The sequence below is a fragment of the Azospirillum mesophilum genome, from assembly GCF_053470405.2.
Genome location: NZ_JBPXMQ020000076.1, coordinates 1 through 15185 on the forward strand (window position 1 = coordinate 1; position 15185 = coordinate 15185).

9 protein-coding genes and 1 pseudogene are annotated in these 15185 nt (G+C 56.8%); 5 read left to right on the plus strand and 5 right to left on the minus strand.

The annotated features are described in order from the left end of the window. The first annotated feature begins 140 nt into the window (after nt 1–140). Genes ACSVC7_RS31775 through ACSVC7_RS31795 form a run of 5 tightly spaced genes read left to right on the plus strand, consistent with a single transcriptional unit; the run spans nt 141 to nt 8098 of the window. The gene (locus ACSVC7_RS31775; protein WP_448208573.1) at nt 141–980 is read left to right on the plus strand and encodes a TnsA endonuclease N-terminal domain-containing protein; all 840 of its coding nucleotides are present in this window, start codon (nt 141–143) and stop codon (nt 978–980) included. Continuing rightward, nucleotides 977–3133: a TnsB C-terminal domain-containing protein gene (locus ACSVC7_RS31780; protein ID WP_448208572.1), complete on the plus strand. Its 2157-nt coding sequence runs from the start codon at nt 977–979 to the stop codon at nt 3131–3133. Before ACSVC7_RS31775 ends, ACSVC7_RS31780 begins: the two co-directional genes overlap by 4 nt. Beyond that, entirely contained in the window at nt 3120–4766 is a 1647-nt protein-coding gene (locus tag ACSVC7_RS31785; RefSeq protein WP_448208571.1) for an ATP-binding protein, read from the plus strand. Before ACSVC7_RS31780 ends, ACSVC7_RS31785 begins: the two co-directional genes overlap by 14 nt. A 12-nt stretch (nt 4767–4778) precedes the next feature. Continuing rightward, nucleotides 4779–6455 carry a TnsD family Tn7-like transposition protein gene (locus ACSVC7_RS31790; RefSeq protein ID WP_448208570.1) on the plus strand — a complete coding sequence of 559 codons (1677 nt, stop codon included), beginning with the start codon at nt 4779–4781 and terminating at the stop codon, nt 6453–6455. Then, nucleotides 6446–8098, plus strand: a complete 1653-nt coding sequence (locus ACSVC7_RS31795; protein WP_448208569.1) for a hypothetical protein — start codon at nt 6446–6448, stop codon at nt 8096–8098. The genes ACSVC7_RS31790 and ACSVC7_RS31795 overlap by 10 nt, the downstream gene beginning before the upstream one ends. Nucleotides 8099–8418: 320 nt before the next feature. On the opposite strand, the gene ACSVC7_RS31800 is transcribed toward ACSVC7_RS31795, so the two are convergent. The 5 genes and pseudogenes from ACSVC7_RS31800 to ACSVC7_RS31820 all read right to left on the minus strand — a co-directional run. Beyond that, on the minus strand, nt 8419–9333 hold the full coding sequence (locus ACSVC7_RS31800) for an HNH endonuclease family protein (RefSeq protein WP_448208568.1): 915 nt from the start codon (nt 9331–9333) through the stop codon (nt 8419–8421). Between the two features lies 1 nt (nt 9334). Beyond that, complete coding sequence (locus ACSVC7_RS31805; protein ID WP_448208567.1) at nt 9335–10924, minus strand: AAA family ATPase; 1590 nt, start codon at nt 10922–10924, stop codon at nt 9335–9337. Next, nucleotides 10921–12477 carry a restriction endonuclease subunit S gene (locus ACSVC7_RS31810; RefSeq protein ID WP_448208566.1) on the minus strand — a complete coding sequence of 519 codons (1557 nt, stop codon included), beginning with the start codon at nt 12475–12477 and terminating at the stop codon, nt 10921–10923. The genes ACSVC7_RS31805 and ACSVC7_RS31810 overlap by 4 nt, the downstream gene beginning before the upstream one ends. Then, complete coding sequence (locus ACSVC7_RS31815; protein ID WP_448208565.1) at nt 12474–13904, minus strand: class I SAM-dependent DNA methyltransferase; 1431 nt, start codon at nt 13902–13904, stop codon at nt 12474–12476. The genes ACSVC7_RS31810 and ACSVC7_RS31815 overlap by 4 nt, the downstream gene beginning before the upstream one ends. A 141-nt stretch (nt 13905–14045) precedes the next feature. After that, nucleotides 14046–14369 (minus strand): annotated as a pseudogene (locus tag ACSVC7_RS31820) (transposase); the annotation flags it as partial. Between the last annotated feature and the right edge of the window lie 816 nt (nt 14370–15185).

Here is a 15185-nt window from a genome sequence, read left to right on the forward strand (position 1 = left end):
GATGTCTGCGCAGAATATAGCTTCATGCCGGATAAAATACCGTCATACTGCGTAAATTAGTCTCATACCGGGGAAGCTTCCTTGCGCGTCTCGGGGAATCGTCCCATCCTCGAAAGAGGTAGCCGCACCCCGGAGGCGTCATGGCTCGTCGCCGCTACGCGTTCGATGAGGACAAGATCGCCCTCTTCCACAAGGAGGGGCGCGGCAAGGGGCGTGGCGCCGACTACAAGCCCTGGCTTACCGTCCAGGATGTCCCGTCCTCCGGCCGTACGCACCGCCTGCGGGGCTTGAAAACGGGGCGGCAGCACCATCTGCTGTCGGACATCGAATGGCGCTTCTTCCTGCTGTTCGACTGGGCGGACGATGTCAAGGACATCCGCGAGCAGTTCCCCCTCGACCGCGCTACCACCAGGCGAATCGCTGACGAGATGGGAGTTCGGCATCCAACCGACTCGGCGACCAAAGTGCATGTGGTGATGACCACCGACTTGGTGGTCGATGTTGTGCGGGATGGCCGCCTTGTAACCCTGGCGCGCACGGTAAAGCCCTCGGCCGAATTGGCAAAGCCAAGGATCCTTGAGAAGCTTGAGATCGAGCGTCGCTACTGGGCAGAACAGCGGGTCGATTGGGGAATCCTGACCGAAAAGGAGGTCCCTATGTCCGTAGCGACGTCCATCCTCTGGGTCCATAGCTACGGGTATCTGGACAATCTGAGCCAGCCTTACCCCGGCTACTACGAGGAAAAGGCAACGCTGATCCGCCGGGAGCTGCCGAGCTGGCCGGGCCAGCTGCCGCTCGGGCGGTTCTGCACGGAAATGGACAACCAACTGGGTATGGAAAGGGGCGTCGCCTTGTTCCTGGTCCGCTACCTGCTAGCTACCAAGGACATCCGTTGCGACATGGCCGAGCCGCTTGACGATTCGGTGCCGCTGCATCGATTCGAGGCTGCCCCCATCCAGCGCGCGAGGACGGCTGGATGAACTGGCCTGTGGTCAACCAGCTCCTGCAGGCGGCAGACGACGGCCCCGTCGAACGGGTCCTGTGGGTTCATCCCGAAGGTGGTGGCTGTTACGTCATCGATGTGCGTGACGACTCGGCTTTCCCAATCTTCCGCTCGATGAGGGAGCTTACCGAACACCTCGAACAGGGTGCGCTCCGATTCCTAAAAGACGATTCCTGGCTTGCCCCTTTGTCCGATGCCGGGATACCGGCCAAGCAAAGGGAAAAGCGGGATGCGCTATGGACGATGATCCGTCCCCTGGTACTTGATGAGCCTGCCATCTTCGAACCTGCCTCGCGAGGCCGCGCTATCCTCCGACTCGTTCTGGAGAAGCAGGCGACCAAGCAGACCATCTACCGGCTTCTGCGCCGATACTGGCAGCGGGGCATGATCCCCAACGCCCTGCTGCCCGACTTTCACCGATGCGGTGCCCCTGGCAAGGAGCGACCACCTGGCGAAGTGAAGAGAGGACGACCGCCAAAAGGCGGCATCAAAGGCATCAACATCAACCGAGAGACACGCGACATCTTCCGCACGGCGATCACAAAATATTTCGCTGAAAACGAGAAAATCGATCTGCGCGGTGTCTACGATTTGGTGATAGCCGAACACTACAGCGATCGCGTGCTCAACGACGCGACAGGACGAATCGAGTTGGTGCCGCGGGAGGACATCCCGCAATTCTGGCAGTTCCGATACTGGTATGAGAAGGACAACGACGTCTTCCAGGTGGATCGCATCCGGCGGAAGCCGCGGGTGTATGACAAGGACCGTCGAGCGCTGCTCAACACCTCGACCTCGGAGGTGCTGGGTCCGGCCTCCCGCTACCAGATCGACGCGACAATCGCGGACGTCTACTTGGTGTCGCGCCTGCGGCGGACGAAGATCGTTGGACGGCCTGTGCTCTACATCGTCATCGACGTCTTCAGCCGGATGATCGTTGGCGTCTACGTAGGGTTCGAGGGACCGTCCTGGGTCGGAGCCATGATGGCGCTGGCCAACGCCGCGTCGGACAAGGTCGCCTATTGCCACCAGTTCGGCATCGACATCGAAGCCCACGATTGGCCGTGCTGCTCCCTGCCGGATGTCCTGCTTGGTGACCGCGGCGAAATCCTCGGCAGCATGATCGACACACTGAGCAGCAACTTCAACGTTCAGATCGAGAATGCTGCCCCTTATCGGGGCGACTGGAAAGGCATCGTCGAGCAGCGCTTCAGGCTCATCCCGGCCAAGTTCAAGGCCTATGCACCGGGGTATATCGCCCAGGACTACAGAGCGCGTGGCGGAACCGACTACCGCTTGGATGCGACCCTTGATATCGACCAATTCACGCGCATCATCATCCACTGCATACTCTACTACAACAACGCCCACCTCTTGCGCGACTACGACAAGTCAGCGGCGATGATTGCCGACGCCGTGCCTGCCATTCCCGCTGACCTGTGGGAGTGGGGCGTGGCCCGACGCAGCGGCAAGCTCCGGGTATTTCCCGAAGAGCAAGTAAAACTGAGCCTGCTCCCCTCTGACGAAGCGGTCGTCACCGCCCAGGGTATTCGATTCCAGGGCTGCTTCTACACTTGCCCGCAGGCGATCGCGGAGCATTGGTTCGAGCGCGCCCGCCAGCGTGGCATCTGGAAGGTCCGGGTTTCCTATGAACCGAGGTTGATGGACGAAATCTACCTGCATGAGGACACCGGACGAATCCGATTCATCCCCTGCGGCCTGACGAACCGCAGCCGAGCCTTCCAAGGCCGGACACTCTGGGAAATCGACCAGATACGCCAGGAGGAGCTGCTCACGGACAGCGCCAATCAGCCGCGCGAGCTTGCCGGCCGGGTGAACCTGACCGACACCGTCAAGACCATCGTCGGTGAAGCCAAAGCCATGCGGCCAGAGGTGACCGCCAGCAACCGGGAACGAGTTGCTGGTATCCGCGCCAACCGGCAGGAGGAACGGCGCGAAAATCAGGCGCGTGAGGCCTTCCGTTCCGACAAGGCGTTGCCAGAACCTCCGGCGCCGGACAACGTCGTCCCTTTCACGCCAAACCCGCCGGCGGAAGAGGATTACAGCTTACCCAGCATCGCGGACATTCTGAACCGGTTCGGAGAAGGAGGCGACGATGGCCGAGGATGACGCTGACCTTCCCGAGTTGCCGGAGTACCGCGACAACTCCTTCATCAACCGGTTGCCGCCGGTCATGTCGATTGCCGAGGCCCTGCGGAACCTGACGCGGCTGCCGATCCATAGCGACGAGGAGCGGCAATACCCGGCCCACCTTCGCTGCCACTGCCTACAGCGTTTGGGGCGCTACTTCGTACCGCTCGAACGTCATCTACAACTGGAAGTCCGGCTGTCGGCACTCATTCGACAGGGCTACGTCGGCCGCAACCCCAACACCACCGACTACCTGCACCGGCTGCACAATGACCATGAGCGGGTTCTGAAGAAGGACCTGTCCGCCGTCATCCACCCCGTCGAAACCACAGCGTCCGGGTTCGCCCTGATCGGCTGTTCCGGCATCGGCAAGTCCAAGAGCGTCGAGCGCATTCTGCAACTCTATCCAAAGCTCATCCACCACCAGGAGCCGTTCAGTCTGGAGCAGGTGGTCTGGCTGAAGCTGGAATGCCCGCACAAGGGGTCGGTGAAGCAGCTCTGCATCAGCTTCTTCCACGAAATGGACAAGCTTCTCCGCACCCGGAACGAAGCGCGCTACGGCTCCAGCCGGCTGTCGATCGACACGATGGTCGTCCACATGGCGGAGGTGGCCGACCGGCACGCCCTAGGCCTGCTGGTCATCGACGAAATCCAGCATCTCATGCGGGCGCCCGGCGCTGGTCGGGACGACCTGCTGAACTTCCTGGTGGCGCTGGTCAACACCATCGGTATTCCGGTGATGATCATCGGCACGCCCGCCGCCATGCCGCTGTTGCAGGGCGCCTTCCGCCAAGCGCGGCGGGCCAGCGGGTTGGGGAGCCTGATTTGGGAGCGACACGCTAACGACGCCACGTGGAACCATTTCATCGACCGGATGTGGCGCTATCAGTGGACGCGCGAACCGACACCACTGACCGATGAATTGCGCCATGTCCTGTACGAGGAAAGCCAGGGCATCGTTGATCTGGTCGTCAAGCTGTACATGCTGGCGCAGCTTCAGGTCATCCAGCTCAACGCCCTGACCGGCCGGGACAAGGGCGAGCAGCTGACTGTCGGCCTGTTCAAGCACGTCGCCGGCGACGCGTTCCGCCTCTTGGCTCCGATGATCACCGCACTGAAACGGAACGACCGCGCCGCGCTGGAAAAATACGACGACCTCCAGCCTCTGGACGATTACGTGTTCCAGGCCTTCCAAACGGCGATGGTCCGTCTGTCGCCGACTCCAGCAAAGGAGGCAGCGACGCCTGTAGAACCCACGTCCGCTTCTCCCAACCAGGATGGGACTGATGCCGTCCTGGCATCCCTGGAGGGACTCGGCCTCGCCCGTGATGTCGCCCAGGTTTTGCTGGCCCAGGTCAAAGCCGAAAACCCAAACCTCAATCCTCTCGACCTGGTCGCGACGATCGCCAGCAAACTCCGCGAGCGTGGACCGGAGGTAAAGCCGGTGAAGCCCCGGAAGAGTCGGGACAAAGCGATCGTCCCTGTACGGGCTGTCGATCCAGCCGACCTTCGGATCATTGTCTCCACCGGGACGACATCCGGCGCGCCTGCCTATGAGGCGCTGCTGGCGTCCGGCGCCATAAAACCTCCACTGCGGGACATCGCGGTCTGAGGAGTGCCAGCGATGCTCCCATATTTCCCGGCGTCCTATCCCGACGAACTGCTGTACAGCGTGCTGGCCCGCTTTCACCGTCACACCTGCTCGGTCAGCCCGAAACGGACGATGGACGATCTCTTCGGCAACAGGAATGCGCGAGCCACGGTGGACCTGCCGGGACATCTTGGCTCGTTGAGCCGCCGTCTACCACCTGACCGCGGCCTTACCCCTGAACGGCTGGCCATTGAGTTCACGCTGCTCCCCTATCACACAGCCTTCCAGCCTTCAGAGGTCGTAGGCGCCGTCCTCGCGGCCATGGCCGATGGCCCGGCCAGCGGCATCCATACGCGCCTCGGCATCACCACCAGCACCGTAGTGACCCCCGCCACCTTGCGGTACTGCCCAGCGTGCCACGCGGAGGACCTTGCCCGCCGGGGCGAGCGCTTCTGGCGCCGCGCCCATCAACTTCCCGGCGTTCTGGTCTGCCTCGACCACGGCATACCGCTGATGGAGAGCAAATCTGCCCCCGGCAGCGGGCATCAAACCGTGTTCATCGCTGCGGACGATTGTGTCTACCAAGGAGAGCTGCCAACGCCGCCATGGGCGAATGACGACAGCTGCCGAGCTATCCTCCTAGAAATTGCAGGACGCAGCGCCGCCTTGCTCAGCGCCACGCCGCGCGGCGTGGACCCGGCCGGTTTGACCGCCGGATACCGTCACGCCCTGACCGACCGACGTCTCGCCTCCGTCAACGGGCGAGTCGATCAACGCCAGTTGCACAACGCCTTCAATGCCGTATTTGCGCCGGCACGCACCGTCGTCCCGGAATTGGCGAACACGGCGTGGCTGTCGCCCATCGTGCGCAAGCATCAGCACGCCTTTCATCCACTGCATCACATCCTGTTCGGACTGTTCCTTGATCGATACAAGCCCGCCCCACCGCTCCCCCTCCGTCCACCCCGGCGCCGGATCGCCACCGCCGAATTCCTTTCCCAGCTCCGCGTATTAGTAGACCGGGGCGATGGAATATGTTCCGTCGCGCAGATCTTGGGCGTGGACCCGAGCACGGTCCGCCTGCACGCGGCGAAGCTTGGCCTAATTACGCCATGGCGGCCTCCAGTCAGACCGCGGATTCCGGCAAAGAAGGATCCGGGACCGGCAATGCGGGAACGCTGGCTGGGGCTTCAACAGAAGGAACCGCATCTCAAACGCAATGCACTGGCTGACCGGCTGCCGAACGAGCACGCTTGGCTCTACCGGCACGACCGGACTTGGTTGGATACCCATTCGCCGGCACCCGCAGTTAGGCCGCCACCAAGCGCCCGCGAAGACTGGACGGTCATCGACCAAGACCTTGCTGTTGCTCTCCGGCAAGCCGCCGAAGCGATCCTCCTTCTGGTCCCGCCGGTGCGGGTGACATTGGCCGAACTGGAACGGCGACTCGGCCACCCCGGATGGATTGGCAATCGCCGGCCCAAGCTCCCGCAAACCCTAGCCATGCTGGCGTCCATCAGGGAAAGTGTTGAAACGTTCCAGTTGCGCCGCATCGTGTGGGCATACGATGCATTGCAACGATCAGGGGAATCGACTTCGCCTTGGAGAGTCCGCCGCGTCGCCCGAGTGTCTAATCGCGTGTCGGAGGTCGTCAACCAGGCGCTCACCTCCATCATCACCAAAAACGGACGCGTCATCCCATGCCGCTGATCAAGGCGTTCGCAGACCAGGGCGAAGACCTGGAACTGATTTGGCTGGCCGGATTTGTCGAGGACCCCGAAAAGGGGTGGCAGGTCCGTGCTACTACCCGGGGAATCGACTCGGACAACGTGGTCACGCATCTGCTGCCCATCGGCCTGCTTTGCGCACTTCCGTTGGGCAAATGCTACTCGGGCGGCGATCTAACCAGCTTGGCGCTGCACGGCAATGTCGTACAGTTTTCGATCCCGAATGTTGCAGATGGCGAGGAGGTCACCGCCGAGTGCATCCCGCCTGACCTGTTTCCGATCAAGGGGCGCACACGTAAGGTTCAGCGGTTGCTTCGCTACTGGGTTAACGGCGTCGAGGTACTGGTCCCGATCATCGAACTGATTCGCAGCTTGTTCGTGCACAACAAGACTATGGCGAACGCCTTGATGCATCGCAGCGGCCTGATGGAACTCTGCCGACCGGAGTTGCCAGGGTTCCATTCCGACCTGCACCTGCACTTCACTAACAAGATGCCGAAGAAGATTTTGAACCAGACCTTCGTTGCCGAATTTGCCTGGACCGCCGTCCACCCGGACGCTCGCCGCTCGTGGGACAGTGTGGCTACCCTGTCAAAGGGACAAAGCTACATCGCTTTCTACCCGCCATCGCTGCAGAACTCTACTTGGACCGTACGATGGATGCGCAAGGGAAACACGGCGCTGGTGCTAGAAATCCTGCAACTCACCGGTAAGCGTCATCCCTGCGACATCTTGCGCTACTCCCACCCATCAATGAGCGAAACGGTCAGCTTCCGTACCAGACACCTGAAAGAAGGCCAGGGAGACACCGACGAACCGCCTCCGCTTCGGGAGATCCGTGACTATGTCGTGGACGATCAGGCCACCGGCAGCCGTATCGATACACACCAATCCGCACTACCGGTGCTGACGAAACTGAGCACCTTCGACCGGGAAATTAAAATCACCAAGGTGGCCGAATCCGCGACTCGAGGGATAACATCGGCCGCCAAAAGCGAGGATAGTGAGTCAGGGCCCGGTCAAGGCAAGATATCGCCCGACATTGTCATCCGGCGCCGTGTTCGCGTTGCCGCCAGTATCGGTGAGGATGTGCCGGGCGCCACGCTACCACCGATTGAGTTCCGCCTGTTGGAACCGGCGAACCCCGAGTACCTGGGCGAATTGGAGCCACTGATCGGTGCGCTCCACCTGATGGCGGAGATGCTGCCAACGGTGAGAATAGCGATGTCGATGTGTGCGCTGAAACGTGGTCGCGCCATCTCCGTGGCTGGCCATCAACGACGCCCCTGCTTAATCTCCGTATTTTGGCCGCAGGCCCGTCCGCCGATAGTGCTGCTGGATGTAGATCACACGGGCGGATTTTCGCTATCCTCACTGGCTCTACGCTACTTAAAGCACTTACCATTTAGAGAGATGGAGGAGCACATCAAGAATATGCTCGACGGCATGGTAGATAACCATGGTCGCTGGAACATTAAAACTGCTGACGCCTTTGCAGACGCAGTTGAGTGCATTCGTCTGCCAAGAGTTTTGCGGCATCGAGAGCGGATGGATCAGAAAGCATATTGGAAGGCTTGGGCGGTACGGCTGGCAGAACGCTTTGGGTGGGAATGTGATTTGGCCTGAGCAACCAGGCGAACCTTCTCCACCTGCTTCAGAGTCACGGCGCTTTATTGGCCTAAGCAGCCATAGCGAGATGTCCTCCAGCGCGGCATCCAGCACCTTGCGGATTTTCCAGGAGAAGAACTCCAGCGGATCACAAAGAAGGTGAACAATTCAGGTCAGAACCAGGGCGTTGAGGGAAACCGCCAAGATGGCCGCAGGAAAGACTTTGAGCCCATTGACCACAAGACATCCATGCGCCTCAATCGGCTGAAGTTCCTGTTTGGATTTAACCAACGCCTCTTGTCGCACAGCGAAGCAAGAACAACGGATATGGCATTCTCCTATGAAACAAAATCCATTGCCTTCACGTTCCGCTTGCTTGTCTCTGAAACAGCCGGCTCCGTCATCAGAATTCTAGAAATCCAAGGACGCTGTTTCGACACGCTTAAATTTAAAATATGTGTAGCAAGTGACGAGTACTCTTCATCGGGAGCCCGCATAAGTGACAACTCATCTTTAATCTGGGTTGCTCTAGCAAGAGCATCTTGCGCAGCCTGATGGTTGCCACTCTTGCTACGCCTCACGTGCATTTCGAGTTGGAGCGTTAGCTCGCCTATCTTCCTACGAATGATCAAGGCCTTCTGTTCACGCCGCCTACGCAGCCAGCCATGATTAAGATTGTAGATCCGTATAGACGTGCGCGCTCTTTCAAATTCGACTGGCTCGCCGATGCGTGATGGCTGCGGAACCGCCACACCGATGTCATTGAAGCCAATCAAGCTTGGTTCGTGACGCTTGCACGGATCTGCCAGCGCTGGATATTCGTCCTCAAGAATGTCACTAGGCTTCACAGCCCTGATTCCTCCTTCCAGCAGCGGAAAGGCACTCCCCTTTCCCCCGGCTTCTTCACCATTGATACCACGCCGCCGCTGATTACAAAAACGACAGGAAAAATACAAATTGCTGGCATCAAACGCCAACCACCAATACCCCGAATGACCGTCACTCGATGTTCCTGATTTTGGCCGGAAATGATCTACTTCATAATCATCACGAACACGAACCGTTTCGCAATAGTAACATTTATAATGAGATAGCTTAGCAAGTGGCTCCTTCAGAGCACGCCATACATGAGAATAGCTCTCGATGACATCCGCACGGTTGCCTTTCGCCTTAGCAACCTCCCCAGCGGCTAATTTTGCCTGATCAATCCAACCTACAGGCAAGGAAAGAGAGCTAGTGTCGATAAACCTCATCTTAATTTATCTCCCCAAAAAGCTCATCAATCACAGAGTTCATTATGGCATCGCGCTCAGCAACTTCATTAGGTGAGAGGCGCTCATTATTCTGGAACAATTTGCTTTCGCGTTCCAAAATTTTACTAACGAACTCAGCATAGAGCGGGTCAGGCAAAGTTGAGGACATATCGACCTCACGCAGACGCTTTTCAACCCGAACAAGCTCCTCAGAATCCTTTGATGTTCTTTGCGCTCCCAGAGCGATAAGTTCATGCTTACGAGTTATATCATCTGCCACGACCGGCGCCATTACGGAAGGCAGCCCAAAAAGCTCACTAGTCAGAACTCCGGGAATTCCGATTTTTATCGGGTCATCCAGAGGTTCATGCGAACGGACTTTCCCGTCTTCCTGCTTTGCCAGAAGGCGCACCTGATCACGATTAGCCATCGCGACAGCCACAGGGTCATGAGTAACAAAGATGAGATGCCTCGTCGCATCCTTACCAACCACCAAGTTGACCATCTCAAGAAATTTCAGCCCCCATACAGGATTGAGATGGGTATCAGGTTCATCCAAAAGAAATAAACTCTCTTCGTCACGACAGAAGCGCAGCAATCCCAGCACCATGAGGAGCTGCTGCTCTCCTTCACTTAGCTCTCGGAAGCCTATGCCGTCACCTGTGTCAATCTTTTTGATTTTTACGACTACGTCTTTGATAAGGTCAGAGACAAAAGCACTTTCAAGAAGCCGAAACAAAATCCTTGACCTGGGCTCGCTTTTTGGGCGCAAACTATCGACAACATCCTGAAGAACTTTAGCGTTACGAATAAACAAATGCAATCGCTGCCGACGAACATACGTCTTAATTCCAGTACGTTGTCTTATATCTAACTGCAGCGGTCCGAGAGATTCTGCGTAAAGTCGCGCCAAAAACTTTCGCACGACACCTTTCGCTTTCCAAAACTCTGATTTACGAGTAACCGGCTGAGGCTTAGCCCAGTAAGGCTGTTGAAGAACAAAAAGCGCACTCTCTAAATCTTGAACCCCCAACTCTTTCGCGAGGACATTGAAAGCTTCGGGATCATCATCAATAAGAAACGCCAAAAGAACAAAGCGGCTGTGAATTAGACGCCCATATATAAGTCGTTGGTGGGCCGAAATGTCCCCCTCGATCATAGAATTACGAAAATCAGCGAGTGAACTGTCGAACAGGTTGCTCAGACGGTCACTAGGACCAGAATAATACGCAAATACGGTTTTTGGAAGAAACTGATCCCCCTCGGGTGGAGAGAGCGCCGTTAAAGAGGATGCCTTTCCATTGACCTTGATGGCTGTGCGCGCGCGAGAACGCTGCGGATCATGATCCACTTCAACAAGATTTTCCTGTATTTTATATTCAATCTGATAGGCAAAGGGTGTAGCAATCGGCGCCTTGCGCTCTGAGGCAGCAATAAGATCGCGAAATATTGTTACAAGGGCCTCCATGAGGTTGGATTTACCAGACCCATTGTTGCCAACAATCAACACGTCCGGCTCACTCGGAGAGAACCGAATCTCGAAGTCATTAAAGTTTTTGTATTTCGGCAACCTTAAAAAAAGGATTCTCATGACGTTAACTTCTCCAAGTTTGTAACCACAACAAGCTTCCAGTCGTCAGTCTGAGCAAGTATTTTATTATCGACGGCAGCACTAAGGTCCTTATAAAACTCCTCTACTTCATCGGCCACGTACCCGGCGCTTGTGAAGAGCTGCTCCGGGGTAACAGCATAACCATTATTGCCAATGGCATCAGCGAGGGGGCGCTTGCGTATAGCTTCGCTCATCTTCACTCTTTCTGTTACCGCATTCGTCACTCCAGCGACCCACTCATCCTCCGGTCGGCAGTAGCGGTCTGGAACTTCGGCAAATGCGTCCTTCCCCTGTTCAGTAAGCTCCCCGCGCAGTGCGGTCGCTAAAAGTGCGCTGCGGAGAGATTCGATGAGCTCCCGTGCCTGAGACACCTCACGACGAACGTCCGAGGCGAACTGATCCGCGCGATTCAACTCCTCATCGATAATAGCAGCTATGCCTTTCGGCGGAACCGGTATTCTCATAGCGCCAATGTTGCGGGCGCTGATAGACGCCAGATTGCTGGTTTGAGTTCCAACTGAGTAAAAATATTCGTGACCCACATAATTCGTATAACGAGCTACATAGGCCGGTGTGACGTTCTCGTCGATTAAGCGGAGTCGAAATACGTGATTTTGATGAATGCAGTTTGGGATCTGTTCCTCCCATAGCCAGCCCCTACCAAGCTTGTCGCGGTCACCGCCCTCGTTCATAAGAATATCGCCGCGCTGTAAATACAGTTTTTCGGCCTCAGACGCGCGCAGACGGACACTTCGAACGTCATCTAAGTTGAGCCTGCCACGCTGAACATTGGCCACTCTTAAATAGGGCCGCTCAACGAGTTGCTCGTCAGGAGCGTACCTGCGCCCCAATGTTAGCCCAGATTTAATCTCTCCAATTTCTGCGAGAGATCGGGAGCTCCAACCTGGCCCAGGAGTGTAAGCACGCCGTATGGTGGCGTTTAGGAACGCCGAGCACAAATCTAATGTCTCATCCAGGTCGTCCGCAACTTTCTGCCAGACGTCGGCAAACTCCCTGAGCTTCTGCACTATTCGACGTTGCTCGTCAAGACTGGGAAATGGAACCGGCAGCTCTTGTATAGACCTAATTGAAAGATGCCGAACAGTGACAGAGGACGTATTATCTTGGAGCGCTTTTAGGTAAGCAGGAAGGATAAGTTCTAAAAAATCGCTGCTGTATACGGCGGGGTTTGCAACTATTTTTGACACACGTTGATTTAGCAGCGCGCGTTCGCGGTCCCACCGGTAGGTTCGAAAATCGCCGTCCATTCCGACGAGCAAATCTCCCGGCTCGACCCAGTATCCTGAAGGAATCGGCCCGGAATAAAGAGTGATATTATCGCGCGGCCCGAGATCACGGATTCGTATAACCGGCACTCCTTCAATGTCATTGAAGTAGCGTGATAGAAATGGATATCCCCCTTGGACAATAGCGATTTTTCCAAGCTCGACCCTCTTCCAACGCGCCGCGCAGGAAAGCAGAGGGCTCGTCTCACTTTCAGCGAGCTTATCAAGCGAAATGCGCAGTGTCATTCTGAGCAAGCCGAGTCGATGAGAGTGGACAAAGCGTCGATACCCGCAAAAGCGCGTTGCAGATGCCCACGCATTGCTTCAATCAAGTCCTGTGGGTCCTCCAAAGCCTCCTCGCTAGCATCGAGCGCCGAGAGCCAAGTAAGATCAAGGTTATCGCCACCAAGAGCTATTTCCTTTCTGGTAAAGCAACGGAAACGGTCTTCTGTTGATTTAACATTGGCTCGCGATGTTCGTCCGCATGGATCGGCGCCAAAAAGAGCTATAAATTCTTCGAAATCCGTCGCTCGGAGAGGGCGATTGCGTCCATAAGCCGGCTGGCCGGCTCGCAGGTCGTAAACCCAAACCTTTTTTGTCGCATTGCCCGGCTTAGTCGCACGAGTGAAGAATAAAACGCTAGTTTTGATTCCTTGCGCATAGAATATTCCTGATGGAAGGCGCAATATCGTGTGCAAATTGCATTCTTCCATTAGCCATGACCGCAAGTCTCTTGCTTGTCCGTTTGCGAACAGCACATTATCAGGAACGATAACTGCGGCCCGCCCTCCGGGTTTCAGTGTCCGGACGACATGCTCAACAAAACACAATTGCTTGTTACTCGTATCCGCGGTAATCGTGAAGTCGGCGCGCGTTGGCTTACGCCCCCCCTTTCCAGAGCCGAAAGGGGGGTTTGTCAGAACAATATCCGCCCGAGCCAAGCTTTGTCCGGACTTTGCTAATGTATCACCAAGCAAAACACCATCCGGCGCAATATTATGCAACACGAGATTCATTAGTAACAGCCGGTATGTTTCAGGAACAAGCTCCATCCCGCAAAGCAATGCTCTATGAGCGGATTCATCAACGTGAACCGCTCGCTGCTTCAAATATCGGTCAGTTGCAACTAAGAATCCTCCTGTCCCGGCAGCAGGATCTTGCACCACTTCACCGGCTGTTGGCTTAATGACTTCAATCAAGCATTCTACTAGAGGTCGTGGCGTGAAGTACTGACCAGCGCCACTTTTCCGGTCAGTCGCTACACGCTCAAGCAGACCTTCATACATATCTCCTATCCGCTCTGCTTGCTGACTAAACCACTCAATCCCATCTATGGCGGCAATAATTTTCTGGAGGTTAGCATCATGTCGTAACGATGTTCGCGACTCGGAAAAAATGGAGCGAACCAAACTATTGGGAGATTCCGCAAACAGCTTTAGCATATTCCTATAGAATACTAGGGTATTGTCCCCGCCGGTTGCGCGTAGATCATTCCAGCGATACCCTTCCGGTAACAGCGCTTCTCGGCCAGTCTCCCGCATCATCTTCAGAAAGAGGATATAGCTCAACTCGGTGACATACTCCTGTGACGTTACTCCATCGTCGCGCAACACGTTGCAAAGAGACCATAGCCCCTGGATCGTTTCGCGGAGCGTGCCAGTTTCATCATTCATGAAGCAAAAAATCCCTGATGTAACGGCAAGCGCGCCCGTAGCCCGCAACATAGAAGGACGTCACATGGCATTAAAGGTTAATTGTGCGGCTTGCCGATTCAGATGGCTGGGGAGGCGGCGAGGTGAGCTGCGACAGAGGATCTAGTGGTCCGCGCCTGACGCTCGTTTAGCTTTGTTGATGCTGGCGATGATGCGGTCGGGATCAGCGGTCCAGACGAAGCGCTTGGCCGTGTTGTTGTGCTCGGCAATGAAGCGGTGGATGGCGGCCTGGAGGTCCACGATGCCGCGGAAACTGGCTCGCCGCAGGCGTTTGGTCGTCAGCTTGGCGAAGAAGCCCTCCACCGCGTTCAGCCAGGACGCCGAGGTCGGGGTGAAATGGAAGACCCACCGCGGGTGCTTCTCCAACCAAGCGCGCACCTTCGGGTGCCAGAAAGCACTGAGACGGTTTGCGACGATGAATATCGCCGCCGTGCGCAGACCACGGACGTACGTGATCAGCGGCAGGCCATCGGTGGAGGCGCGCCACCCGTCCCGGCGGCGGCGCGGGGTGAGGCCCGAGGCGCGTCCCTCCACCGCCCGCAACTCGCTCCACTGGACGCCCTCGCGCACGAAGAAGCGGAGCGTCCGGATCACTTCCACGGTTGGCACCGGTGGGTGCCCCGCGCCGAAAGGCCGATCCTCGATCCGGTCGATGATGCTCGCCACCAACTCCACCGCCTTTGGTCTCATGTCTGCTCCCATGCCAAAGGCACGGAATCCGCGTGGCGGCGATCTGAATACACTCGTAATCAGCACAATGGGTTTCTGAAAATCGTCTCTTAGACGCTGCAATGGTGATGATAAAGCGGTTGGGGATCACATTCCTTCTACGTGAGCCGTAACCGATGCAGGCTCGGCGACTCGGTCGTGCTCTCGGTGACATTCCCCCTGCGCCCTTGGTCGGCTTGGCAGGAACACCGATCCGCAATCCGTGCTGATGTGTCGCTCCAAACGGAGCTTTGTGTGGCGCTGCAGAATATGCGTTGCCACCAAAAGCGTTTGATGAGATCGGAGCGACATGGTGGTCTGGAGTCACTGTACTTAGTTTCCCCATGCCAAGCGGCATCACCATGGCTTGACGATATGTCGGAAAATGGTCTGATACTTTATTCTTTTCTGTTTGCCGGATTGAGCCTAATCCGCAGGCAGCGGTATGATACTTTCTAAAAGTCATTCTCATCGGCCCTTGTGGCGTGAATACGATACGAGAGGATCGGTATGAAAGATCATTCTCCGCCCACA

Bases quoted from the DNA above. Each gene is read 5' to 3' on its own strand.
- ACSVC7_RS31785 (WP_448208571.1), top strand. From the start codon at position 3,120: ATGGCCGAGGATGACGCTGACCTTCCCGAGTTGCCGGAGTACCGCGAC.
- ACSVC7_RS31775 (WP_448208573.1), top strand. From the start codon at position 141: ATGGCTCGTCGCCGCTACGCGTTCGATGAGGACAAGATCGCCCTCTTC.
- ACSVC7_RS31790 (WP_448208570.1), top strand. From the start codon at position 4,779: ATGCTCCCATATTTCCCGGCGTCCTATCCCGACGAACTGCTGTACAGC.
- ACSVC7_RS31795 (WP_448208569.1), top strand. From the start codon at position 6,446: ATGCCGCTGATCAAGGCGTTCGCAGACCAGGGCGAAGACCTGGAACTG.
- ACSVC7_RS31800 (WP_448208568.1), bottom strand. From the start codon at position 9,333: ATGAGGTTTATCGACACTAGCTCTCTTTCCTTGCCTGTAGGTTGGATT.
- ACSVC7_RS31815 (WP_448208565.1), bottom strand. From the start codon at position 13,904: ATGAATGATGAAACTGGCACGCTCCGCGAAACGATCCAGGGGCTATGG.
- ACSVC7_RS31780 (WP_448208572.1), top strand. From the start codon at position 977: ATGAACTGGCCTGTGGTCAACCAGCTCCTGCAGGCGGCAGACGACGGC.
- ACSVC7_RS31810 (WP_448208566.1), bottom strand. From the start codon at position 12,477: ATGACACTGCGCATTTCGCTTGATAAGCTCGCTGAAAGTGAGACGAGC.
- ACSVC7_RS31805 (WP_448208567.1), bottom strand. From the start codon at position 10,924: ATGAGAATCCTTTTTTTAAGGTTGCCGAAATACAAAAACTTTAATGAC.